General features: G+C 68.4%; 18 protein-coding genes, 1 tRNA gene and 3 pseudogenes. 11 read left to right on the forward strand and 11 right to left on the reverse strand.

Annotation, left to right across the window (positions count from 1 at the left end):
• Window positions 1-16: 16 nt before the first annotated feature.
• Together mutY and mutM are read right to left on the reverse strand one after the other, a co-directional pair.
• Window positions 17-1,252 carry an A/G-specific adenine glycosylase gene (gene mutY / locus OJJOAM_RS06970; protein ID WP_422649311.1) on the reverse strand — a complete coding sequence of 412 codons (1,236 nt, stop codon included), beginning with the start codon at window positions 1,250-1,252 and terminating at the stop codon, window positions 17-19.
• Between the two features lie 58 nt (window positions 1,253-1,310).
• Window positions 1,311-2,246 carry a bifunctional DNA-formamidopyrimidine glycosylase/DNA-(apurinic or apyrimidinic site) lyase gene (gene mutM, locus OJJOAM_RS06975; protein ID WP_422649312.1) on the reverse strand — a complete coding sequence of 312 codons (936 nt, stop codon included), beginning with the start codon at window positions 2,244-2,246 and terminating at the stop codon, window positions 1,311-1,313.
• 135 nt (window positions 2,247-2,381) lie between these two features.
• Between mutM and OJJOAM_RS06980 the strand changes: the two genes are divergently transcribed.
• The 7 genes from OJJOAM_RS06980 (at window position 2,382) to pth (ending at window position 8,646) form a co-directional block, all read left to right on the forward strand.
• On the forward strand, window positions 2,382-4,343 hold the full coding sequence (locus tag OJJOAM_RS06980; RefSeq protein WP_422649313.1) for a tetratricopeptide repeat protein: 1,962 nt from the start codon (window positions 2,382-2,384) through the stop codon (window positions 4,341-4,343).
• 141 nt (window positions 4,344-4,484) lie between these two features.
• Entirely contained in the window at window positions 4,485-5,093 is a 609-nt protein-coding gene (gene lolB / locus OJJOAM_RS06985) for a lipoprotein insertase outer membrane protein LolB (RefSeq protein ID WP_422649314.1), read from the forward strand.
• 7 nt (window positions 5,094-5,100) lie between these two features.
• Window positions 5,101-5,973, forward strand: a complete 873-nt coding sequence (gene ispE / locus OJJOAM_RS06990; protein WP_422649315.1) for a 4-(cytidine 5'-diphospho)-2-C-methyl-D-erythritol kinase — start codon at window positions 5,101-5,103, stop codon at window positions 5,971-5,973.
• Window positions 5,974-6,030: 57 nt separating this feature from the next.
• Window positions 6,031-6,108 (forward strand) — tRNA-Gln (locus OJJOAM_RS06995).
• 79 nt (window positions 6,109-6,187) lie between these two features.
• The gene (locus OJJOAM_RS07000; RefSeq protein ID WP_149320107.1) at window positions 6,188-7,141 is read left to right on the forward strand and encodes a ribose-phosphate pyrophosphokinase; all 954 of its coding nucleotides are present in this window, start codon (window positions 6,188-6,190) and stop codon (window positions 7,139-7,141) included.
• Window positions 7,142-7,288: 147 nt separating this feature from the next.
• Window positions 7,289-7,900 (forward strand): 50S ribosomal protein L25/general stress protein Ctc, encoded by a 612-nt coding sequence (locus OJJOAM_RS07005; protein ID WP_053821027.1) that lies wholly within the window; start codon window positions 7,289-7,291, stop codon window positions 7,898-7,900.
• A 155-nt stretch (window positions 7,901-8,055) separates the two neighbouring features.
• Entirely contained in the window at window positions 8,056-8,646 is a 591-nt protein-coding gene (gene pth, locus OJJOAM_RS07010) for an aminoacyl-tRNA hydrolase (protein WP_422649316.1), read from the forward strand.
• Between the two features lie 70 nt (window positions 8,647-8,716).
• Here pth and OJJOAM_RS07015 read toward each other — a convergent pair whose 3' ends face one another.
• The 6 genes and pseudogenes from OJJOAM_RS07015 to OJJOAM_RS07040 form a co-directional block, all read right to left on the reverse strand.
• Window positions 8,717-11,209 carry a hypothetical protein gene (locus OJJOAM_RS07015; protein WP_422649317.1) on the reverse strand — a complete coding sequence of 831 codons (2,493 nt, stop codon included), beginning with the start codon at window positions 11,207-11,209 and terminating at the stop codon, window positions 8,717-8,719.
• 243 nt (window positions 11,210-11,452) lie between these two features.
• On the reverse strand, window positions 11,453-11,713 hold the full coding sequence (locus OJJOAM_RS07020; RefSeq protein WP_149320103.1) for a YfhL family 4Fe-4S dicluster ferredoxin: 261 nt from the start codon (window positions 11,711-11,713) through the stop codon (window positions 11,453-11,455).
• Window positions 11,714-11,885: 172 nt separating this feature from the next.
• Window positions 11,886-12,362, reverse strand: a pseudogene (coaD, locus tag OJJOAM_RS07025) (pantetheine-phosphate adenylyltransferase); the annotation flags it as partial.
• A gap of 210 nt (window positions 12,363-12,572) precedes the next feature.
• The gene (gene rsmD, locus OJJOAM_RS07030) at window positions 12,573-13,232 is read right to left on the reverse strand and encodes a 16S rRNA (guanine(966)-N(2))-methyltransferase RsmD (RefSeq protein WP_422649318.1); all 660 of its coding nucleotides are present in this window, start codon (window positions 13,230-13,232) and stop codon (window positions 12,573-12,575) included.
• Window positions 13,233-13,521: 289 nt separating this feature from the next.
• Complete coding sequence (locus tag OJJOAM_RS07035) at window positions 13,522-14,907, reverse strand: M16 family metallopeptidase (protein WP_422649526.1); 1,386 nt, start codon at window positions 14,905-14,907, stop codon at window positions 13,522-13,524.
• An 18-nt stretch (window positions 14,908-14,925) separates the two neighbouring features.
• Complete coding sequence (locus OJJOAM_RS07040) at window positions 14,926-16,311, reverse strand: M16 family metallopeptidase (protein ID WP_422649319.1); 1,386 nt, start codon at window positions 16,309-16,311, stop codon at window positions 14,926-14,928.
• Window positions 16,312-16,562: 251 nt separating this feature from the next.
• Here OJJOAM_RS07040 and ftsY point away from each other — a divergent pair.
• Window positions 16,563-17,988, forward strand: a pseudogene (gene ftsY / locus OJJOAM_RS07045) (signal recognition particle-docking protein FtsY).
• A 93-nt stretch (window positions 17,989-18,081) separates the two neighbouring features.
• On the opposite strand, the gene maiA reads toward ftsY, so the two are convergent.
• Window positions 18,082-18,729 carry a maleylacetoacetate isomerase gene (gene maiA / locus OJJOAM_RS07050; protein ID WP_422649320.1) on the reverse strand — a complete coding sequence of 216 codons (648 nt, stop codon included), beginning with the start codon at window positions 18,727-18,729 and terminating at the stop codon, window positions 18,082-18,084.
• Between the two features lie 4 nt (window positions 18,730-18,733).
• Window positions 18,734-19,438, reverse strand: a complete 705-nt coding sequence (locus tag OJJOAM_RS07055) for a fumarylacetoacetate hydrolase family protein (RefSeq protein ID WP_422649321.1) — start codon at window positions 19,436-19,438, stop codon at window positions 18,734-18,736.
• 497 nt (window positions 19,439-19,935) lie between these two features.
• On the opposite strand from OJJOAM_RS07055, the gene OJJOAM_RS07060 reads away from it, so the two are divergent.
• From OJJOAM_RS07060 to ybiB, 3 genes and pseudogenes are all read left to right on the forward strand, one after another.
• Entirely contained in the window at window positions 19,936-20,496 is a 561-nt protein-coding gene (locus tag OJJOAM_RS07060; protein ID WP_422649322.1) for an ANTAR domain-containing response regulator, read from the forward strand.
• A gap of 33 nt (window positions 20,497-20,529) precedes the next feature.
• Window positions 20,530-21,850 (forward strand): annotated as a pseudogene (locus tag OJJOAM_RS07065) (CmpA/NrtA family ABC transporter substrate-binding protein).
• Window positions 21,851-22,035: 185 nt separating this feature from the next.
• The gene (ybiB, locus tag OJJOAM_RS07070) at window positions 22,036-23,052 is read left to right on the forward strand and encodes a DNA-binding protein YbiB (protein WP_422649323.1); all 1,017 of its coding nucleotides are present in this window, start codon (window positions 22,036-22,038) and stop codon (window positions 23,050-23,052) included.
• A gap of 82 nt (window positions 23,053-23,134) precedes the next feature.
• Here ybiB and OJJOAM_RS07075 read toward each other — a convergent pair whose 3' ends face one another.
• Window positions 23,135-24,010, reverse strand: a complete 876-nt coding sequence (locus tag OJJOAM_RS07075) for a pirin family protein (protein ID WP_422649324.1) — start codon at window positions 24,008-24,010, stop codon at window positions 23,135-23,137.
• Between the last annotated feature and the right edge of the window lie 237 nt (window positions 24,011-24,247).

Consider the following 24,247-nt stretch of genomic DNA (forward strand, 5'->3'; position numbering starts at 1 on the left):
CTGTGTCGGTCGAGGTTCAGAACAATTGCGGCATCACCTGGCCCGCCAGCAGCTTGCGCACCGGCGCCGGCATGCCGAGCTCATCGAGCCGGTCCAGCGACAGCCAGCGCCATTGCTCCGCCGCTGCTCCCGCATCGCTTGCACCGCCCGCACCGCTTGCACTGTTTGCAGCGCTTGCATCGCGCAATGCCAATGCCGCCATGTCGACCCGCACCGCGCGGATCAGCAGCCGGAAGTGGGTGAAGACGTGGGTCATCTCGGCGACCATCGCGGCGCGCGCCGGCGTACCGAAGGCCCGTCCGAAGGCGAGCGCGTCGTCCTCGGCCCGTTCGGCATCGAACGGCGGCGCCGGCACGGGCAGCTCGGGCAGGCTCCACAGGCCGCCCCAGATCCCGCTGTCCGCGCGCAGCCTCAGCAGCACCTCGCGGCCGTGCCGCAATACCACCATCACGGTGCTGCGCTCGGGTATCGGCGCACGCGTCTTCGGCGTCGGCAGCACCGCGGTCAGTCCCTCGCGCCGGGCCACGCACAGGTCCGACAGCGGACAGCGCGCCGCGTCGTCGAGACAGCCCGGCTTGCCGCGCGAGCAGACCGTCGCGCCCAGGTCCATCAGCCCCTGCGTATAGGCCACCATGTCCTCGGACTGGTGCGGACCCGGCGCCGGCAGCGCGGCCTCGGCCATCGCCCACATCCGGTTCTCGATCGCCTTCTCGCCGGGATGGCCGTGCACGCCGAAGCAGCGCGCGAAGACCCGCTTGACGTTGCCGTCGAGAATCGGCGCACGCACGCCCGCGCTGAACGCGGCAATGGCGGCGGCGGTCGAGCGGCCGATGCCGGGCAGCTCGGCCAGCAGGGCCGGATCGCTGGGAAACCGGCCGCCGTACTGCTCGACCACCAGCTTGGCGCAGCGGTGCAGATTGCGCGCCCGCGAGTAGTAGCCCAGCCCGGCCCACAGCGCCATCACCTCGTCGGCCGGCGCCTCGGCGAGCGCCTGCACGGTCGGCAGTCGCGCCAGAAAGCGCTGGTAGTAGTCGATCACCGCGCTGACCTGGGTCTGCTGCAGCATGATTTCCGACAGCCAGATCCGGTAGGGATCGCGCGTGTTCTGCCAGGGCAGGTCGTGGCGCCCGTGCCGCCGCTGCCATTGCACGACGCGGGCGCCGAAATCGGACGGCACCGCGTTGGTGGCAAGGTCGGCGGCGCGATCGGCAGTGAAATCCATGGCGGATCGGCTGGTGGAGCGGCGAGGCATCGATGCGTAGCGAGGGGATCGGGATGTTTTTGGAGTCAGGCGCGGCGTGTCGGTCCGCTCAGCGCTGGCATTGCGGGCAATAGAACGTCGAGCGCTGGCCCTGCACGATCTGCCGGATCGGCGTGGCGCAGTGGCGGCAGGGCTTGCCGGTGCGATCGTAGACCAGGCAGTCGAGCTGGAAATAGCCGCTGGCGCCGTCGCTGCCGACGAAATCGCGCAGCGTGCTGCCGCCGCGCTCGATCGCCAGCGCCAGCGTCTCGCGCACCGCGGCGGCGAGCCGCTCGCAACGCGCGCGCGACAGCCGGCCCGCGGCGGTGGTCGGCCGGATGCCGGCGCGGAACAGGCTCTCGGAACAATAGATGTTGCCGACGCCGACCACGATATCGCCCGACAGCAGCACCGTCTTGATCGCCGCGCTGCGTCCGCGCGTATGGCGGTACAGCCAGTCGCCGTCGAAGGCCGGGTCGAACGGCTCGATGCCGAGATTGCGCAGCAGCGGATGGGTCTGCAGCAGCGCCTCGGGTAGCGTGGTCCACAGCACCGCGCCAAAACGGCGCGGGTCGCGGAAACGCAGCGTCAGCGGCCGGCCGGCCGCATCGTGCAGCTGCAGGTCGATATGGTCGTGCGTGCCCGGCGCGGGCGGCTCGTGCCACACGCGCAGGGTCCCGGTCATGCCGAGGTGGATCAGCAGCCAGCCGGCGCCATTGTCACCATTCACACCATTCCCACTATTGCCACCATCGCAACCATCGCCACCATGGCCATCAGCCACGCCGCCCACCACCGCGGCCGCCTCGCGCACGCATTCGAGCAGCAGATACTTGCCGCGCCGCTCGACACGCCGGATGACCCGCCCGGGCAGGCAGGCTTCCAGCTCCTCGGGCACCGGCCAGCGCAGGCCGCGATGGCGCACCGCCACCCCGACGATGCGGCTGCCCTCCAGATGCGGCAGCAGTCCCCGTCGGGTCACCTCGACCTCGGGCAATTCCGGCATCGAACCTCTCCTTTGCGCACGACTCCAAGCGGCAGACGCCATGCCAGCCATGGTGCACCGCAGCCGGGCATTGTAGCGGCACGTTACAATGGCCCTAACTTGTCATATGGCACCACGCGTGCCGGAGTCCCACCCATGCCGGACCGCCTGGACCGCATCTCCGCTCTGCTCCCTTCCCACGTACCGCTTGACGAGCCGCCCGCGCAGACCGCCGCGCGCCGCACAGCGCCAGGTCGGCGCCTGCTGCCGCTGCTGGTGGCGGCCCTGGTCGGCGCCGGCGCGCTGACCGGCTGCGCCAGTGCGCGCGATGCCCGGCCCGCCGAGGCCGATCCGGCGCGCGCGGAGGCGAAGTCCGACGGCGCAGAAGCCGGCCGCCCGATGTTCACGCTGGGCAGCGACGGCGAGCTCGAGCCGACTCCGGCGACGCCGCTGCCGCCGAAGATGCCGCTGCCCGAGCTGCCGCTGACGGCCGACATCATGTACCGCGTGATGGCCGCCGAGATCTCGATGCAACGCGGCCTGACCGGCCCGGCCTACCGCACCTACGTGGAACTGGCCCGCTCGACACGCGATCCCCGCTTCGCGCAGCGCGCCACCGAAATTGCCTTCAATGCGCGCGTTCCGCAGCAGGCCCTCGATGGCGCCCGCCTGTGGACCGATCTGGCGCCCACTTCGCCGGCCGCGCGCCAGGTGCTGTCCACCCTGCTGGTGCTCAACGCGCGCTGGGAGGAAGCCGAGCCGCTGCTGTCGCTGCAACTGAACGGCGTGCCGCCGAGCCATCGGCCCGAGGCCATCCTGCAATTGCAGCAGCAGCTGTCGCGCACCAGCGATCCGGCCGGCGCGGCCGCGCTGCTGCAGCGGCTGGTCGCCAACGACATGCAGTCGGCCGAGACCCGGCTGGCGCTCGCGCGGGCCAAGGAAACCGCCGGCGACGTGCCGGGCGCGCTGGCGGAACTCGACGAAGCGCAGCGCCTGCGTCCCGACTACGAAGCCGCGGCGCTGATGGCGGCCGAACTGCGCGCCGACAACGCGCCCGAGCAGGCGATCGCCGGCCTGAAGCGCTTTCTCGACAAGGCGCCCGCCTCGGTGAACGGCCGCATCACGCTGGCGCGCGTCTATCTGCAGCGCAACGAGATGGACGCGGCCCGGCGCGAATTCGAGGCGCTGCGCAAGGTCGCGCCCGACGACCCCCGCGTGCCGCTGGCGCTCGGCCTGACCGGGCTGCAGGCGCGCCGCTACGACGAGGCCGAGCGTTACCTGCACGAATATCTGCGGCTGGCCGAAAAGGCGCCCACCTCCAATCCCGACATCGCCTACCAATACCTCGCGCAGATCGCCGAGGAGCGCAAGGACTACGCGGGCGCGGTGCAGTGGCTGGACCGGATCGAGGACCAGCGCATGGTCGGGGCGGCATCGGTCAAGCGCGCGCAGATGCTGGGCCGCATGGGCCGGTTCGACGATGCGCAGGCGATCTTCGGCGACATGCTGGCCGATGCGGAGGACATTCCCGACCCCGACCAGCGCGCGCAGCGGATGATGGCGGTGCGCCAGGCCGAGGTCGGCATGCTGATGGAAGTCAAGGCCTACGACCGCGCGCGCAAGGTGCTGGACGAACGGGTCAAGGCCGAGCCGAAGAATGCCGAATGGCTGTACGAGCTGGCGATGCTGGACGAGCGCGAGAAGCGCTACGACAGCATGGAACGCCGGCTGCGCCAGTTCATCGCGATGCAGCCGGACCAGAAGCAGGGCTACAACGCGCTGGGCTATTCGCTGGCCGATCGCAACATCCGCCTGCAGGAAGCGCTGAAGCTGCTGGAGAAGGCGACCGAGCTCGGCCCCGACGATCCGTACATCATGGACAGCCTGGGCTGGGTCAAATTCCGCCTGGGGCAGCTGCAGCCCGCCGCCAAGCTGCTGCGCGACGCCTATGCCAAGGCGCCCGAGGCCGAGATCGCCGCGCATCTGGGCGAGGTGCTGTGGCAGCTCGGCGAGCGCGACGAGGCCCGCAAGACGTGGGAGGAAGGCGTCAAGCTGGACCCGAACAATGAGACGCTGGTGGAAACGCTGCGGCGCTACAACGTGCGCTTGGCGCAGTAGCGTCGCCGGCCTGCCGCCCGTGCCCCGGCACTCCGCGCCATTCATCGACATCCATCGGCGATCCCGCCACCATCGACATCCATCGCCGGCACGGTCCGCGCCAACGCGCGCCGTGACCCGGCCTCGATCTCCGTTCTGCGCATGGACCGATCCCGCCGTACCCTGACCCTGCTTTGCCTGTCCGCGCCGCTGTGGCTCGCCGCCTGCGCCAGCGTCACGCCGTCGCGCCAGTTCGATGCCGCCGCCGGTGCCCGCGCCAGCGAATTGACGGGGCGCTTTGCGGCCAATTACGTTCGCTATGGCCGCGACGAAGGCGTGCAGGGCAGCTTCCACTGGCGCGAACAGGGCGACAACGTGCGGCTGGACCTGATCTCGCCGCTGGGCCAGACGCTGGCGGTGGTCACCGCGACGCCCTCGGGCGCGACGCTGGATCTGCCCAACGAACCGCCGCGCAACGCGCCCCAGGTCGATGCGCTGCTCGAGCAGAGCCTGGGCTTCGCGCTGCCGGTGGCCGGCATGCGCGACTGGCTGCGTGCGCGGCCCGCGCCTGGCGCCCCGGCCAGCGCCACGCGCGACGCGCAGGGCCGGCTCGAGACCTTGTCGCAGAACGGCTGGACCGTGCGCTACGCGGCCTGGCAGGCCGCGCCGGACGGCGCCGAAACGCTGCCGCGCCGGATCGACCTGGCGCGCGACGGCGCCGGCGGGCCGATGTCGGTCAAGCTGGTGATCGACGCTCCGGCTTCGCATTGATCGCCCGATGTCGGCCCCCTTGCCCCCCGCGCAACTGCGCGACTGCCCCGCCCCGGCCAAGCTGAACCTGTTCCTGCATGTGACCGGCCGCCGCCCCGACGGCTATCACACGCTGCAGACGGTGTTCCAGCTGATCGACTGGAGCGACACGTTGCATTTCGAGCGCCGCGATGACGGCGCGGTACTGCGCGTGACCGACGTGCCCGGCGTGCCGGCCGACAGCGACCTGGTGGTGCGCGCGGCCAGGGCCCTGCAGGCGGCGACGGGAACCCGGTACGGCGTCGAGATCGCGCTGGACAAGGCGCTGCCGATGGGCGGCGGCATCGGCGGCGGCTCGTCCGACGCCGCCACCACGCTGCTGGCGCTGAACCGGCTGTGGGGCCTGGGCCTGGCACGGGAGCAATTGATGCGGATCGGCCTGAGCCTGGGCGCGGACGTGCCGTTCTTCGTGTTCGGCCAGAACGCCTTCGCCCAGGGGATCGGCGAGGAGCTGACCGCGGTCGACCTGCCGGACAGCTGGTTCGTGGTCATTCATCCACGCCAGCATGTGCCGACCGCAGCAATTTTTTCGGACGAACGCTTGACAAGGGATACGCCCATCTCCATAATTGCGGACTTCGCTGCTTGCACAAACAAATTCGGTTTCGGTCGCAACGATCTGGAAGCGATAGCGACAGCGAAGTTCGGCGAAGTTGCCCGAGCCCTTGCCTGGCTGAAACAATTCAGTCCCGAGGCGAGGATGACCGGCTCCGGTGCCTGTGTGTTTGCACGTTATCGTGACGCGCAAACTGCGCAACAGGTGCTCGACCGGTTGCCATCCGAATGGGATGGCAGATGCGTGAGAAGTTTGTCGCGCCATCCGCTCGCAGCGTTCGCATAGCAAGTTTTCGTTCGGCGTTGTGGCAGTCGGCGCAACGAAGAACGGTCCCGGTTGTGTAGGGGAGTCGCCAAGTCGGTTAAGGCACCGGATTTTGATTCCGGCATTCGAGGGTTCGAATCCTTCCTCCCCCTGCCATTACATTCCTCGCAGATCTGCAGAATCCGTCGCCGGCAGCGCCGGCGACCCTCCCCCAGCAGCAAGACAGGTGCCCCTCATGAGTAGCGACGGCTTGATGGTATTCACCGGCAACGCCAACCCCAAACTCGCGGAGGCTGTCGTGCAGCACCTCGGCATTCCGTTGGGCAAGGCGCTGGTGGGCCGATTCTCCGATGGCGAAGTCCAGGTCGAAATTCAGGAAAATGTCCGCGGCAAGCACGTGATCGTGCTGCAGTCCACCTGCCAGCCGACCAACGACAACCTGATGGAACTGATGGTGATGGTCGACGCGCTCAAGCGCGCCTCGGCACGCAGCATCACCGCCGCCATGCCCTACTTCGGCTATGCCCGCCAGGACCGCCGCCCGCGCTCGGCGCGCGTCGCGATCTCGGCCAAGGTGGTTGCCAACATGCTGGAAGTGGCCGGTGTCGAGCGCGTGCTGACGATGGACCTGCACGCCGACCAGATCCAGGGCTTCTTCGATATCCCGGTCGACAACATCTACGCCTCGCCGGTTCTGCTGGGCGATCTGCGCGAAAAGAACTACGGCGACCTGCTGGTGGTCTCGCCCGACGTGGGCGGCGTGGTGCGCGCCCGCGCGCTGGCCAAGCAGCTGAACTGCGACCTGGCCATCATCGACAAGCGCCGTCCCAAGGCCAATGTGGCCGAGGTGATGAACATCATCGGTGAAGTCGACGGCCGCAACTGCGTGATCATGGACGACATGATCGACACCGGCGGCACGCTGTGCAAGGCGGCCCAGGTGCTGAAGGAACGCGGCGCGCAGAAGGTGTTCGCCTACTGTACCCACCCGGTGCTGTCCGGCGGCGCGGCCGCCCGCATCGCGGACTCGGCGCTGGACGAAGTGGTCGTCTGCGACACCATTCCGCTGCGCGACGACGCCCGCCAGACCGGCAAGATCCGCCAGCTGTCGACCGCCTCGCTGCTGGCCGAGACGTTCACCCGGATCGTCAAGGGCGACTCGATCATGTCGCTGTTCGCCGATTCCTGAGCTTCCTGTTAGAATTCAAGGCTTTGTCGCGTCCGCCGGCTTGTCCGCAAGCGGCAATGCGACGCAGAGGCGCCCGGTCACCGTACCTGGCGCCGGTTCATCGGGCTGTCTGGTCGCGGGCAGCCCTCTTACTTTTTGGAGTGCACAATGAAAGTCATCGCTTTCGAGCGTAGCGTACAGGGAACGGGTGCGAGCCGCCGCCTGCGCAACGCCGGCAAGACCCCCGGCATCATCTACGGCGGCACCGCCGAACCGAAGATGATCGAGCTCGATCACAACGCGCTGTTCCACGCGCTGAAGAAGGAAGCCTTCCACTCGTCGATCCTCGACCTGGAAGTGGGCGGCACGACCGAGAAGGCCCTGCTGCGCGCCTTCCAGATGCACCCGTTCAAGCCGCTGGTGCTGCACGTCGACTTCCAGCGCGTGTCGGCCACCGAGAAGATCCACGTCAAGGTGCCGCTGCACTTCATGAACCAGGAAACCGCTCCTGGCGTGAAGCTGGGCCACGGCATCATCAACCACATCCTGAATGAACTGGAAGTGTCGTGCCTGCCGGGCGACCTGCCGGAATTCATCGAAGTGGACATGGGCGCGGTCGAACTGGGCCAGACCGTTCACCTGTCGGACCTGAAGCTGCCGAAGGGCGTGACCCCGATCACGCACGGCGACGACAACCCCGCCGTGGCGAGCATCGCCCTGCCGGCCGGCGGCGTGTCGGAAGCAGCCAGCGAAGGCGAAGGCGAGACGCCGGCTGCCTGATCGGCGCCAGCCCTCGGCTGACCCGGCGGCACTGTCGTACCGACAGGCGCCGCCACAAAGACCGCCGGTTCGTCCGGCGGTTTTTTTCGCGTATGCTTTCCTGCTGCGCCGCGTCCCGGATGCCGTGCGTGTCCGCCACCGAACCCGTTTGCACCATGATCAAGCTCATCGTCGGCCTCGGCAATCCCGGGGCGGAATACGAAGCCACCCGGCACAATGCCGGCTTCTGGCTGATCGACCAGCTGGCCCGCATGGCCGGCGCCACGCCGCGCGTGGAAGGCCGCTTCCATGGGCTGGCGGCGCGCGCGCGCTTGTGGGATCAGGATATCTGGCTGCTGAAGCCGTCGACCTTCATGAACCGCTCGGGCCTGGCCGTGGTGTCGCTCGCCCGCTTCTACAAGATCCTGCCCGACGAGATCCTGGTCGCGCATGACGAGATGGATCTGCCGGCCGGCGCGGTCAAGCTCAAGCGCGGCGGTGGCTCAGGCGGACACAACGGCCTGAAGGACATCTCGGCGCATCTGTCGACGCCGGATTACTGGCGCCTGCGCATCGGCGTGGGACATCCGCGCAACGCCGGCGGAGCCGGCGATCGGGAGGACGTCGTCAACTTCGTGCTCAAGCCCCCGCGCCGCGAGGAGCAGCAGGCGATCGACGAGGCAATCGACCGCAGTATTGCGCCCGTGTCGCTGCTCGCCAAGGGCGAGGCCGAACGCGCGATGATGCAGTTGCATTCGGGCAAATGATGGCTTGAGCGGCCGCCCGCCGACGCCTGCGGTGAGTCGGTGCGAGTTGCCATTGTGGTTCGCAGGCGGTTCACGATACCGCCACAGGCTTGGCTTCCCGATCGGGCGCCAACCTTTTTCGGCGGCGCACCGTGCACCATCGCCGTCCACGAGGTTGTGGATCCTTATTTTCAGTTCCTCGATGACAGGGTTCCTGGCGGCGGGATCCGATGAGCAGTACCGCAGCGGCCAAAGATCCCCCGGGGCTCACGCCCAACTCCTTCAACGTTTGCTTGATCAACCTGCGCGCATTCGGATGGGGATTGCGCGTCCTGTCGAGCAAGCGAATCGCCTGCTCGGTGGCGTCATCAAGCGACAGCGGCTGCGTGTCCGGCTGTTCATCCAACGCCTTCTCCGGCCGAGTGCCCGTCCCCGCCGTGAGGACATTGTTTCCCTTCTCGATCGCGGCCTGAATGGAACTCGCAGCGTGACGATGGCGATATCCCGCATAGAAGGTCCATCCCGCCAATACCAGGCCACCGACGATGCCAAAGAGGATGCCACCGGTCGACACTCCACCCGCGACAAGAAAAAGCGCCAGCGAAATCCCACCGACTGCCATCGCCGCCCCGCCATAGGTCATCCGCCATTTTCCCAGGCGGATCTGGTGCCTGGCGTCATCCTCGGCACGCCGTTCGTTGCGCTTGGCATGCGAGAGCAAGGACTCGGCAACCGTCGCTGCGTCGACCAGTTCCGCTTGCTGACTCTCCTTTGCTTCCTTGACGGTTCTTTTGGCGCGCCTTATCGCGTTCAGCACTTCGCTCGCTGCCGCCAGCTTCTTGAGTCCGTCGCGCCATCGCACTGCACCGGCGATGACATGAAGCGCGCCGCAGCCCAGACTGAAGGCAAAGCCGCAGATGGCAGTCGCCGTGGCATGGATTGGCACTGTCGCCAGGTGCAGCAGCTCGCTTACCTTCAGGTTGTCCCAGAGCAGCGCCAGGTTGCAGCCGACCCCCGCGGCCTGCAAGACGCCGTCGCGCGTGAACATGACGAAGGAGTGCTTCAAGGTATCGGTGGCTTCCGGGCGGTCCATCTGCGCGGTTTGATAGTGCAGATAGCCGGTCGCCAACACCGCCATGGCGCCCCCGTCGGCTCGGACGCTGGTTGGACATGGCTGGACCGACGTGCTGCCGTCGGGCGGATATGCGGCAACCGCTCCACGGCTAGCGGCCGTCACCGCCATCGCCTTCGATATTCTCGCCGCCCGCTTTTGGTGGGCGATTCGCTCAATAAAGATCGCGCGCAATTCACCGGTTGCGACAAGCTGCCGTGCGATTCGCAAACGCGCGCGCAGGTGCCTGCCGAACACGATTGTCGTGATCACGATTTCCACAATGGAGGCCGCGGTGCTTAATCCCATTGCCGCTTGCGAAATCGCATGCCTCGGACCATCGGTGCTGAATCGTGCGGTCAAGACAGACGACGAGGGATTGGCGCGGAAGAAGGCGACGATGGCCTCGGCAAAAGCGCCGGCCTTATATAGCGCAATGCCGCTCCATCCGAAGTACAAGACCGAATTCGCAAGGGCGACATGCCGGGCCTGAGGCAGCGCGTCTGTCTGTTCGACGATCCGGCTTGCACATGAAATGTGACCGCATCCCTCGCTCATCGAGCGTCCCCTCCTCTGCCTTGGCCGGTGCCTCGATCCGCTACAGCCCCTTGGATCCATCTTCGGTTCTTTTCGCCGATTTTCTCCGGGGTTTTTTGCGCATCCCACGGCAAGACATCGCCATCGCTGGGCACCGCCTCCTGCGGTTTCGCACCAGGGACCAGCGCGACGCGCGTACCTGGCCGCTTGAATCTCCTGCTGGCAGCGTTGTCGGGGGGCACAGTCTTTGGCATTCCGCAGACGATCCCTGTCCTGCGCGATGCGGGGCTCTTCGGAGTCCGCCTCGTCCGAGGTAGAAACAAACGCCGCGAACTCATCGATCGCAACGTCCGACGGAATCGCCTTGAACCGGTCCCGCATCAGTGATACGGCTGCAAAGCCGCTGCCGCACTGCTGGCCATGGTTTCGCCAACAGCATCGAATGAGAAGGGCGGTCCTGGCCAACCCCAGCACGGCGGCTGAATCCACTGGCGTCATCGATGGAACCAGCTGCAGTATGGTTTTCCACCTCGTTTCGTCCCGCGCCCGCGTGTTGTCGTGCAGCCGCTGTGCAATGGCGCCGATCAGCAGCTCCGTTTCTTTCCTGATAATAGGGTCCTGCAAAAGCGGGGCCGCGAAGAGACGCAGCTTGTCGTGGAAGTCGGCGTCGATGTCATCCTGATAAATCGTGCGACGCGCAAATTCGGGCAGCACCATCACGGCCCAACTTGGGCAACGCTCCATGGCGAGATGAAACGCCTCGTCTAGGACTGCCTGCTTCGCGTGCCTGGTGAGCGCCCTGAACAGTGGCCATAGCTCGCAAAAAACGCGCTCCGGTATACGCGGGTACATCCTGCCCAACCGCTTGAACGTCTCCACGAATACCGTTCTTGCGCGCCAGCTCGTCCAGCGGTCTCCGGTCAGGAGATGCGGCATGGCGCTCGACCGAGCTGTAGGGATGCCGCACGGTTGCACGGTGGCGAGCGCCAGCGCTTAACAATGAGTTGCGAGCCGACAACTTTTGATTGCGATTGTTACGAAGATGTATCCGGGTGCGGGATAGACGGCCCGAAGCGGCGGCTAACGACGTAAAAAAAACCCCGCCATCGTCGATGCGGGGTTCTTGCCGTGGCTTGCGATGCAGGCGGCTGGTAGAGCCGCGGCGTAGCGCGAGTCGCCTCAGGCGGCGTGCTTGGCGGCAGTCAGCAGCCGGTAGCGCTGCATCAGCACCTCATGGGTCTCCACGCGGTTCGGATCGCGCGGAATGCAGGCCACCGGGCACACCTGCTGGCATTGCGGCTCGTCGAAGTGGCCGACGCACTCGGTGCATTTGTTGGGGTCGATCTCGTAGATTTCGGGCCCCATCGAAATGGCTTCGTTCGGGCACTCGGGCTCACAAACGTCGCAATTGATGCAATCGTCGGTGATGATCAGCGCCATGGTGGTTCCTTCTGCTATCCGGCCATCGCCGCGCGATACGCCGCCGGAGTCCGCCCGCGCCCGACTGGCCGCGTCCTGACGGTTTCCGAACCCCGTATTCTAGGCGTTTTCGGGCCGGCCCACCGAGCCGGCCCCGGCCTGCAGCGCAGGCAGCGGTCGACGGCTCAGTCGGCCTTGCCGATCTTTCCTTGAGCCAGCGCTCGACGGAGGGGAACACGAACTTGCTGACGTCGCCGCCCAGCACCGCGATCTCGCGCACGAAGGTGCCGGAGATGAACTGGTATTGATCGGACGGCGTCAGGAACATCGTTTCGACGTCCGGCAGCAGATAGCGGTTCATGCCGGCCATCTGGAACTCGTACTCGAAGTCCGACACGGCGCGCAGGCCGCGCACGATCACGCGCGCATTGTTCTTGCGCACGAAGTCCTTCAGCAGGCCGGAAAAGCCGTCGACGCGCACGTTCGGATAGTGGCCCAGCACTTCCTTGGCGATGCCGATGCGCTCCTCCAGCGAAAAGAAGGGGCGCTTGTTGGGACTATGGGCGACTCCGACCACCAGCTCATCGAAGATATTGGACGCCCTGCGCACCAGATCCTCGTGTCCCCGGGTCAATGGATCGAACGTGCCGGGATAGACCGCGACGACCATGCTTCCTCCTTGTTCTGCCCGCTGCCGTGAACCGGCAAGCCGCACCGGCACCGGCTTTGCAGCCGGCTTGCGCCGATGCCGCCAGGCGAGCGTTGGCGACAGCGGCGTAGTGTACCCCTAAATGCGCGGCTTGAAAGCCGCCGCGGGGAGCGGGCGCGAGCGCCCTGGGCGATCATCGCGCACCGGCGCTCGCAGCGCCAGCGGCCGGATTCAGTCGGCCGCGCCGCGATGGCGCAGCAGGTGGAAATGGACCGCGCCGGCACGCGCATGGCGGACGATTTCCAGCGACGCGGGCACCGGCGCATCGGCGCCGTTCAGCGGGCTTTCCGATTCGACATAGACCAGCCCCGCCGCATGGGTCAGCCGCTCGGCATGGGCCAGCGCCGGGCCGATCCAGTCTTCGGCGAACGGCGGATCGAGAAAGACGACGTCGAAGCTGGCGGCCGGCATCTGGGCCGCGATGGCGAAGGCATCACCCTGGAGAATCTGGATCTGCTCGGCGCCGAGCCGCTCCTGGTTCTCGCGCAGTTGGCGCACCACGCGCGGATTGGCTTCGACCATCGCGACGTGGGCGGCGCCACGCGAGGCGGCCTCGAAGCCCAGCGCGCCCGAGCCGGCGAACAGGTCCAGGCAGCGCTGGCCGCTCAGGTCCTGGCCGAGCCAGTTGAACAGCGTCTCGCGGACGCGGTCCGGCGTGGGCCGCAGGCCTTCGGCATCGAGCACCGGCAGCGGGGTGCGCTTCCATCGGCCCCCGATGATGCGCACCTGCGCGGGGGTCTGGCGGGAGGAGAACGAGGGAACGCGCCCACGGGGGGCGGTCTGGCTGCGCCCGCCGGCGGCGGGCTGCGGAGAGGGGGAACGCGGGCTCATTCCGTGATTGTAGAGCCTGGCGGGCGGGCGGCTGGCGCCGGCGCGCAGGCGGCGCTGGAACACTATGCGCGCCAGCGCACCGAGTCCAGTCCACGAAGGGGCGACGAATCGGCGCTGCCACGATGCGTTGCCGGGCTCAGTCGGCCGCCCCGCTCAGCTGGCCCTCGCGCTCAGTTGGTCGCCAGGCTCAGCAGCCGATAGGCTTAGCGGACCACCGCGTTCAGCGAATCGCCGGGCAGCCGGCCCTCCAAGCTCGGCGGGCCACCAGCCTCAGTCGGCCCCAAGACCCTCAGCGGGCCGCCGCCGTCGGCGCGCCGCCGGTCGGACCGCCGACGATCACGGTAGCCATCGCGTCGGGGCGGACATGGCGCTGGAAGGCCTGCCTGACGTGCTGGCGATCGACCTTGGCGATCTGCGCGGTCCAGGTATCCAGATAATCCAGCGGCAGCCCGTACCAGCCGATATTGGCGACGTTGGTCAGCAGCTTGCGGTTGCTGTCGATCCGGAGCGGGAAGCCGTTGATCAGATTGTCCTTGGCCGCCTTCAGCTCGGCCTCGGTCGGCCCTTCCTCGACGAAGCGCTTGAGCACCTGCCGCACCAGCGCCAGCGCCTCGTCGGTCTGCGCCTTGCTGGTCTGCAGGCCGATGCCGAACGGTCCCGGTTGCTTGGATGGCGCGAAATAGCTGTCGACGCCGTAGGTCAGCCCGCGCTTCTCGCGCACCTCTTCGGTCAGCCGGGAGCTGAAGCCGCCGCCGCCGAGCACATAGTTGCCGACCAGCAGCGCGAAATAGTCGGGATCGCCGCGCGCGATGGCGGGCTGCCCCAGCACCACGGTGGCCTGCTGGGCCGGATGCGGAACGCGCTGTACGCTGGCGCCGATGTCCATCTTGACCGGCGGCATCGCCGGCGGTGCGGCGCCGTTGGGCAGCCCGCGCGTCAGCAGCTCGGCGATCTGTTCGGCCTGGCGGCGGTCGATCGCGCCGATCAGCGTGACCACCGCGCGCGAGGCCGCGTAATTGGCGCGCCAGAAGCGCTCCAGGTCGGCGCGCGTGACCGAGGCGACCGACTCGGCGGTCGCCGACATGCCGTAGGGATGGTTCGGGTAGATGGCCTTGGACAGCAGCTTGTCGGCGATCACGCCCGGACGCGTATCGCCCTCGCGAATCGCAGCGATCATCCGCTCCTTCTCGCGCGCGACCACGGCCTCGGGGAAGGTCGGCGCCTTGATCAGCTGCGCGGCCAGCGTCACCGACTGCGTCAGTTCCGGGTTCGAGGTCAGCGTCCGCAGGCCGATGCCGCCGCGGTCGCCGCCGGCCGCGCCGCCGAAGCTGGCGCCGGTATCGGCGAAGGCGTCGGCGATCTGCGCTTCGTCGCGCGCCGGCTGGCCTTCCACCGCGCCGGTGCCCTTGTCGAGCAGCGCGGCCGTCAGCGTTGCGAGCCCGGCCTTGCCCGGCGGGTCATAGCGGCTGCCGGCATCGAAGTCGACGTTGATGTCCAGCATCGGAATCGACGGGCTGCGCACGAAATAGACGCGGGCGCCGGTCGACGCGGTCCAGTGTTCGATCGGAATGGCGGCCTGCGCGGTGGCGGCGCCCAGGCCGGCCAGCAGGCCGGCGGCCACCGCCAGTGCCCGGCGCAGCCGCGCCGAGGGACGGGAAAACGAGAGCGAATCCATGGCGAACATCGGCGGTCCTCAGTGGCGCAGGCCGGACGGGGCCTGGGGCTTGGGCTGGTTGGGATCGATCGGCTGCGGCAGCAGCGTTGCCACGGTCAGGTTGTCCTCGCTGAAGTATTTGCCCGCCACCGTCTTGACCTGCTCCGGCGTGACCTGCTTGATCCGCTCGAGAATGCGGTCCAGCTGCTGCCACGAGATGCCGGCGATCTCCGCGACGCCGATCTCCATGCCCTGCCCGAACACCGAATCGCGCTTGTAGATCTGGCCGGCCACGACCTGCGCCTTGACCCGGCGCAACTCCTCGTCGGACACGCCCTCGCGCGCGATCCGCTCGATCTGCTGCCGCAAGGCGCGCTCGATCTCGTCGGTGGTATGGCCATTGGCCGGCGTGCCGTCGAGCACGAACAGCGACTCGCCGCGATTGATGCCGTCGTAGCCGACATTGACATCGTCGGCCAGCCGCTGCGTGCGGACCAGGTCGCGCGTCAGCCGCGCATTGTCGTAGCCGTTGAGCACGGCGGCCAGCACCTCGAGCGCATACGGATCGATGTCCTTCTCGACGTCGCGCAGGCGCGGCACCTTGTAGGCGAGCACCAGATAGGGATTCTCCGCGGGCGCCTTGACCCAGATCCGCTTGACGCCCTTCTGCGGCGGCTCGATCTGCGGCTTGCGTACCGGCAGCGCACGCGGCTTGAGCCTGCCGTAGGTGCGCTCGGCCAGCGCCCGCACCTCGGCCGGATTGACGTCGCCCGCGACCACCAGGATCGCGTTGTTGGGCACGTACCAGTCGCGATACCAGGCGCTGACATCGTCGACGCGCATATTGACCAGATCGTTCATCCAGCCGATCACCGGATGGCGATAGCCGGCGCTGGTGTAGACCGTGGCCAGCAGCTGTTCGTAGACCGTGCCGCGCGGCGAGTCGTCGGTGCGCAGCCGGCGCTCTTCCATCACGACCTTCATCTCGCGTTCGAAGTCCTCGGCGCGGATCACCAGGTTGGCCATGCGGTCCGCCTCGAGCTCCATCATGCGCGGCAGATGCTGCTTGGCGATCTGCTGGAAGTACATGGTGAAGTCGCGATTCGTCATCGCGTTCTCGCGGCCGCCGAGCGCGGCGATCTGCCGCGAGAACTCGCCCGGCCCGACCTTGGGCGTGCCCTTGAACATCATGTGTTCGAGCATGTGGGCCACGCCCGTGGTGCCGCTGACCTCGTCGATGCCGCCGACGCGATACCAGACCTGATGGGCGACCGTGGGCGCGCGGTGGTCTTCCTTGACGATCACGCGCATGCCGTTGGCGAGCTTGAATTCGGTGGTGCCGCCATCGGGGACCGCCGCCTGCACCGCCGCGCCCGGAGCCGGCGGGGCGTCGACCGCCACGCCCTGCGCATGCGCCAGCGGCATCCAGGCGGCCGCCGCGAACAGCGCAAGCGAGGCCAGACGGGCCGGAAGCGATGGAGAATCAGGCCGCCATGATGGCAAGGAGGATGGCGAAGAGGAATGCCGGCGCCGGTCGGCGCCTTTGGTGACATGCTGATGGGCGGGCGTTGCGCCCTGCCACGTCGACGCCGCGGTCGACCCTGCGCGATGGTTCATGCGACCCCGTCTGCTAGAATTTTGGCGATTGATTCTACCGGGGTATGGACCCCTTCCCAATGTTTAGTTTCTGGAAGAAGCGCAAGGCCGAGCCGGCCGAGGCACCGGCCGCCGAAGCGCCGCCGGTCAGCGCCGCACCGCCGCAGCCGGAAACGGTGGCGCCTCCCGCGCCGATCGAGCCGCCGATCGAGACCACCCCAGCGGCCGCCGAAGCCAAGCCCGCACCGTCCCGACTGTCTCCACTGTCCTGGTTCACGCGTTCCTCGCGGCCGGCGGCGGAAGAGGCTCCGCAGGTTTTGCCGCAGGCGGAGCCGCAGCGAGAGCCCGAGCCTGAGCCACAACCCGAGCCCCAACCCGAACCTCGTTCGCAGCCGCAAGTAGCACCACAAGTAGCACCACAAGCGGCTCCCCAAGCTGCACCACAACCGGCGGGCGCTCTCGCGCCCCAACCGGTCCCCGCCACGCCACCCCAGGCCGCGCCGCTGTCCCCGCCCGCGCCCGTCGCCACGGAGCGCGACGATGGCGAGGATGGCGACGATGACGACGAGATGGTGCTGGTCCCGGTGCCGCCGCCGAGCGAGGAAGCCAAGCGCGGCTGGATGCAGCGGCTGCGCACCGGCCTGTCGAAGACCAGCCGCGGCATCAGCACGCTGTTCGTCGGCGTCAAGGTCGACGAGGCGCTGTTCGAGGAATTGGAAACGGCGCTGCTGATGGCCGATGCCGGCGTCGAGGCCACCGAATACCTGCTGGGCGAGCTGCGCCGCCGCATCAAGAGCGAGCGGATCGACACCGCCGAGGGCGTGCGGGTCGCGCTGCGCGATCTGCTGACGGAACTGCTGCGTCCGCTCGAAAAGACCATGGAGCTCGGCCGCGAGCAGCCCATGGTGATGATGATCGCGGGCGTCAACGGCGCCGGCAAGACCACCAGCATCGGCAAGCTGTGCAAGCACTTCCAGCACTACGGCCAGTCGGTGCTGCTGGCCGCGGGCGATACCTTCCGCGCGGCGGCGCGCGAGCAGCTGACGATCTGGGGCGAGCGCAACAACGTCACCGTGGTCTCGCAGGAGAGCGGCGATCCGGCCGCGGTGATCTTCGACGCGGTCAACGCGGCGCGCGCGCGGCGTCGATATCGTGATGGCGGACACCGCCGGCCGCCTGCCGACGCAGCTGCATCTGATGGAAGAACTGAAGAAGGTCAAGCGCGTGATCGGCAAGGCGATGCCCACCGCGCCGCATGAAGCGCTGCTGGTGATCGACGCCAACACCGGGCAGAACGCGCTGGCGCAGGTCAAGGCCTTCGATGATGCGCTGCAGCTGACCGGCCTGATCGTGACCAAGCTGGACGGCACCGCCAAGGGCGGCATCCTGGCCGCGATCGCGCGCCAGCGCCCGGTGCCGGTCTACTTCATCGGCGTCGGCGAAAAGGTCGAGGACCTGCAGCCGTTCAAGGCCGACGAGTTCGCGCGGGCCCTGCTCGGCGATTGATCGCGCGTCAAGCGCGACGGCAAATAAAAACGGGCGCCGCTGGAAACAGCGGCGCCCGTTCTTCATTGACGTCCCTTCGCCTGGCGGCGTCGGCTATTCCGCGTCGGGCTGCGCCTTCGGTGCGGCCTGCTGGAACGCCGGCAGCGCCATGCACGCCTCGAAGATCCGCACGATGGTCGGATAGGGCTCCAGATCGACCTGGAAGCGCTGCGCGTTGAAGACCTGCGGCACCAGGCAGATATCGGCCAGCGTCGGCGTATCGCCGAAGCAGAAGCGGCCCGCCTTGCCCTCGCGCGTCAACGTGGCCTCGAGGCCGTCGAAGCCGATCTCGATCCAGTGGCGGTACCAGGCGTCCTTCGCTTCCTCGCTGACACCGAGCGTGTGCTTCAGGTACTTGAGCACGCGCAGGTTGTTCAGCGGATGGATCTCGCAGGCGATCGACTGCGCCAGCGCGCGCACGTAGGCGCGGTCCAGCGCCGTGCCGGGCAGCAGCGCGGGCTCGGGATGGGTCTCGTCCAGGTATTCGACGATCGCCATCGACTGAGACAGCGCGTGGTCGTCGTCGAGCAGCGTCGGCACCAGCGCATTGGCGTTCAGCGCGCGGTATTGCTCGCTCAGTTGCTGGCCGCCATCCTTGAGCAGATGCACCGGCACGTATTCGAAGGGCAGGCCCTTGAGCGCCAGCGCGATGCGCACGCGGAACGCCGCGGAACTACGGAAATAGCTGTAGAGCTTGAGCATCGCTTCAGACCACCTTGACCGACAGTTCGCCCACGCCTTCGATCGCGCATTGCATGCGATCGCCCTTGACCACCGGGCCCACGCCCTCGGGCGTGCCACTATAGATCAGGTCGCCCGGCTGCAGCTCGAACAGCTTCGACAGATACGACACCATCTCCGGCACCGACCAGATCAGGTCCGACAGGTCGCCGCGCTGCTTCTCCGCGCCGTTGACGGCCAGCGTCACCGCGCCGCGCTCGGGATGGCCGATGGCCTGCACCGGCACGATCGGGCCGATCGGCGCCGAATGGTCGAACGCCTTGCCGGTCTCCCAGGGGCGCCCGGTCTTCTTCGATTCGTTCTGCAGGTCGCGGCGCGTCGTGTCCAGGCCCACCGCATAGCCGAACACGTGAGAGGCGGCCTGCTCGACCGGGATGTCGCGGCCGCCCTTGCCGATCGCGACCACCAGCTCGACTTCGTAGTGCACGTTGTTCGAGCCCGGCGGATACGGGAACGTGCCCTCGACGCCGTCGGCGATCGGGCTGACCGCATCGCTGGGCTTGCAGAAGAAGAACGGCGGTTCGCGGTCCGGGTCCGATCCCATCTCGCGTGCGTGGGCGGCGTAGTTGCGCCCGACGCAGTAGACCCGCCGCACCGGGAAACGCGCGCTGCTGCCGCGCACCGGCACGCCGGTGGGCGCGGGGGGTTGGAATACGAACTCCTCGGTCATGCATCTCTCCACTGGATGGATTCTGGAATGGATATCGGAGGGTGGTCCGGGCGGTGCGGCGAGCGCAGCGCGGGACCGGCCCGCGAGGGTGCGCGGCGAAGGCCTGCGGGTCGCGTCGGGGGCGCCCGGGGCCCCGCGGCAGGGCATCAGCATACACCGGCCGCCCCATCGCGGGGCAAGGCTACGCCCCAAAACCCGGCGTGATTCTTGCATGAAGGCAGGGGCAGACATCGGCCGCCCATGCGGCCATACAAGGCCACAGAAGGCCACAGAAAGCCGGCGAGCAAGCCGACCACCGAACGTCGGCCGTCGCCTGACCGAACCATGAATCGCCGCCCGTCCCCTCCCTCGCCCGCGCGTTCCGCATCGTCAGCCGCTCCGGCAGCCGCTCCGTCGGCCGCAGCATCGGCCGCAGCAAACGCCGTACCATCGGCCGCCCCCGGGCTTCCGCAGCGGCCGCCCCGACTACGGCCGGGCGGCCGCTGCGCATCCTGCTGGTGCGCGATCCGCTCGACGCCGATCCGCTGAACGTCGACACGATCCGCGCGGGGCTGGCCGCGGCCGGCTTCAGCGAGGTCGAGACGGTGGACGCGGACTTGGCACTGCCCGACGCCATCGCCGCGCGGCAGCCGGACCTGATCATCATCGCGTCGGAGTCGGCCGCGCGCGACACGGTCGAGCACGTCTGCGTATCGACCCAACATGCGCCGCGCCCGATCGTGCTGTTTACCGACAACGACGACGCCGACCGCATCAAGGCCGCGCTGACGGCCGGCATCACCGCCTATATCGTCGACGGCCTGCGCGCCGAGCGGGTCAAGACCGTGCTCGACGTCGCCTACGCGCGCTTCCAGCTCGACCAGGCGCTGCGCGCGGAGCTCGATGCGACCCGGCTGAAGCTGACCGAGCGCAAGCTCGTCGAGCGCGCCAAGGGCCTGCTGATGCAGGCGCGCGGCCTCAGCGAGGACGAGGCCTACAAGCGCCTGCGCACGATGGCGATGGAGCGCGGCCTCAAGCTGATCGACGCCGCCCAGCGCGTGATCGACGTGATGGGCTAGGACGCCCGTGGCCGCTTTTCTTCAGGAGCCTGCATGCCCTCTCGCCCCAGTCCCGACAAACCCAGGCGCCCGGCCCTCGCTGCCGATGCCGTGGGCCACGGCGCCGACGCGCCGCCCGCCAGCCAGCGCCGTCGCCGCGCACCGACCACCGCTGCGGGCACCAGCGTGATGACGCTCGTCGATCCCGCGGTGCGCGCCGGTGCGTGGGCGGCCGGCTCGGATGCGCCCGAGAAGCCCGAGGTCCGCATCGGCTTCATCCCGCTGACCGATTGCGCCTCGGTGGTGATGGCCGCCGCGCTCGGGCTGGACCGCAAGCACGGCATCCGCATCACGCCGACCCGGGAGGCCTCGTGGGCCGGCGTGCGCGACAAGCTGGTCAACGGCGAGCTCGATGCCGCGCACGTGCTGTATGGCCTCGTCTATGGCGTGCAGCTGGGCATCGGCGGACCAAGGAAGGACATGGCGGTGCTGATGAACCTGAACCACAACGGACAGGCGATCTCGCTGTCGGCGAAGCTGGCCGACAAGGGTGTCAGGGACGGCGCCAGCCTGCGTGCCTACATGACGCGCGAGCCGCGCCAGTACACCTTCGCGCAGACCTTCCCCCACCGGCACGCATGCGATGTGGCTGTACTACTGGCTGGCGGCCAACGGCATCGATCCGCTGCGGGAGGCCCGCGCGATCACCGTGCCGCCGCCGCAGATGGTGGCCAATATGCGGGTCGGCCACATGGACGGCTTCTGCGCCGGCGAGCCGTGGCACGCACGCGCGATCGCGGATCGCATCGGCTTCACCGCCGAGACCACGCAGGGCATCTGGCGCGACCATCCGGAGAAGACGCTGGGCACTACCGCCGAGTTCGTGCAGCGGTATCCGAACACCGCGCGCGCGATGGTGGCGGCGGTGCTGGAGGCCTCGCGCTTCATCGACGCATCGGCGTCGAACCGGCGCCGGACCGCCGAGACCATTGCCGCGCCGTCCTATGTCGACACCGACACGGACCTGATCCTCGACCGCATGCTGGGCCGCTATGCCAACGGTCTGGGCAGGACCTGGGACGACCCCGAGGCGATGCGGTTCCACGGGGACGGCGAGGCCAACTATCCCTACCTGTCCGACGGCATGTGGTTCCTGACGCAACACAAGCGCTGGGGACTGCTGAAGGAACACCCCGACTATCTCGCGGTGGCGCGCAAGGTCAATCGGATCGACGTCTACCGGCAGGCGGCCGCGGCCGCGCAGGTGGCACTGCCCGCGAGCGACTTCCGCACGGCGAAGCTGATGGACGGCGTGGTGTGGGACGCCAGCCGGGACCCGAAGGCCTATGCCGATGGCTTCGCGATCAGGGCCTGAGGCGGCCCGGCGAGCCGTGTGCGCGTATCGCGCTATCATCGGCCGGAAGCGCCCTCACCGGCCGCCCTTGCCGCACCGCCCTTGCCGCACCGCCGTTACCGCATTGCCGTTATTGCAGTGGGCGCGCATTGCCCTCGCACTACCCTTGCGCACCGCCCTTACCGTACTGCCCTTAGCACACCGACATGCCCACTGACCGCCACGACACCTCGTCCGCTTTTTCCGCGGCGCCCTATATCAAGGAAATCGGCCGCGGCGTCGCCGGGGCACGCGCCCTGCCGCGCGACGATGCGCGCCTGCTGTTCGATGCGATGCTGTCCGGACGCGTCTCGGACCTCGAGCTGGGCGCCGTGCTGATGGCGTACCGGATCAAGGGCGAGGCGCCGCACGAGCTGGCCGGCATGCTGGAGGCCGCGCATGCGCATTGCCTGCCGCTGCCGGCGCCGGAGCGCCAGGTGGTGGTGATTCCCAGCTACAACGGTGCCCGCAAGCAGCCCAATCTGGTGCCGCTGCTCGCGCTGCTGCTGGCGCGCGAGGGCATCCCGGTGCTGGTGCATGGCACGCGCGAATTCAATCAGCGGGTCACCAGCATCATGCTGTTCGAGGCCTTGGGGATCCCGCCGTGCGCGACGGTGGACGAAGCCGCGCGGCGGCTCGCGCAGCCCGGTGGCGGCGGCGATGCCGATCCCGGCCCGCTGGCCGTGCTGCCGATCGACGTGCTGTCGCCGGCCCTGTCGGCGCTGCTCGACAAGCGCACCGTGATCGGGCTGCGCAATTCCTCGCACACCATCGTCAAGATGCTGCAGCCGGTCGGGGCGCATACGCCGGCCGAGGCGCTGCGGCTGTACAGCTACACCCACCCGGAATACCGCGAAACGCTGACGGACTACTTCTCGCACGAGCCGGCCAACGTGCTGCTGGCGCGCGGCACCGAGGGCGAGGTGGTGGCCGACGCCCGCCGCGGCAGCCGCATCGACTGGCTGCACGACGGCCATCAGCGCACGCTGGTGGATCCGATGTCGGGCTCGGTCGCCGACGTGCCGGCGCTGCCGCCGGGCACCGACGTGGCGCTGACGGCGGCGTGGATCCGCCAGGTGCTGTCCGGCGCCGTGCCGGTGCCGGCGCCGATCGCCACGCAGATCGAGACGATCCGCGGCTGCCTGCGGGAGAGCGCGCGGGTCAGCTGGGTCAGTCCGCTGTAGCGGAATTTCCCTTCGCCTCTGCCCCGGCCCGTCTCCCTGACCCCTTTCCGGCGCGCGGAAGAGTTGGGCCCTCGCCCCTCGTTCAGACCCGCCGCGGCGGCAGCGGAATGCGCTCGGTCTCGCCCGGCACGTGCGGGAATTCGTCGTTCTCCCAGCGCCGCGCCGCCTCCTCGATCGCCTCGCGGCTGCTGGCGACGAAATTCCAGAAGATATGCCGCCGGCCGTCGACCGGCTCGCCGCCGAGCAGCATCAGGCGCGACGGCTCCAGCGCCGTGACGGTGGCCTCCGCACCGGGCGTCAGCACCGCCAGATGCTCCGCCGGCAGCGGGGTGCCCTCTATCGCGGCGGCGCCGTCGACCAGATACAGGCCGCGCTGTTCGTGCTCGGGCGGAATCGCCAGGCTGGCGCCGGCGTCCAGTTCCAGCGCCGCATAGAGCGTGCGGCTGAACACCTGCACCGGCGAGCGCGCCCCAAAAGCGTCGCCGGCGATCACGGTGATGCGGGCGCCGCCATGGACCAGTTGCGGCAGCGTCGCCGCCGGATGGTGGAAGAACGACGGCGCGACGGTCTCGTGCTCGCGCGGCAGCGCCACCCAGGTCTGGATGCCATGCAGCCGCGGGCCGGCGTCCCGGGCGGCCTGCGGCGAGCGCTCCGAATGGACAATGCCGCTGCCGGCGGTCATCCAGTTGACGTCGCCAGGCCGGATCGTCTGTTCGCTGCCGACGCTGTCGCGATGGACGATTTCGCCTTCGAACAGATAGGTCACGGTGGCAAGGCCAATATGCGGATGAGGACGCACATCCATACCGTGGCCGGGCGGCAGTTCGACCGGGCCCATATGGTCGAAGAAGATGAACGGCCCCACGGTCTGGGCGGCGGCGGAAGGCAGCACACGCCGCACCGAGAAGTCGCCGATATCTCTTACATGCGGTTTCAACAAATGTTCAATGGCGGACATGGCTGACACTCCGAGGACGTGGGCGGATCGACGCAATGCTGGCAAGTGTAGCCCTTGCGGCGTATGGCATGGTCCCTGCACAGAACCCCGGCCGACGCCGGCCCTCTAACGAACTTGTGTCCGTCTCCGCGGCGATACCTCGGCGGTACCTGCGCGATACCCGGGCGCTTCGGAGCCGTTTCCGGGCGATGTCCGGGCGATGTCCGGGCGATGTCCGGGCGATGTCCGGGAGATCAC

The sequence above is a fragment of the Cupriavidus sp. H18C1 genome (assembly GCF_049311595.1).
Taxonomy (GTDB): Bacteria; Pseudomonadota; Gammaproteobacteria; order Burkholderiales; family Burkholderiaceae; genus Cupriavidus; species Cupriavidus cauae.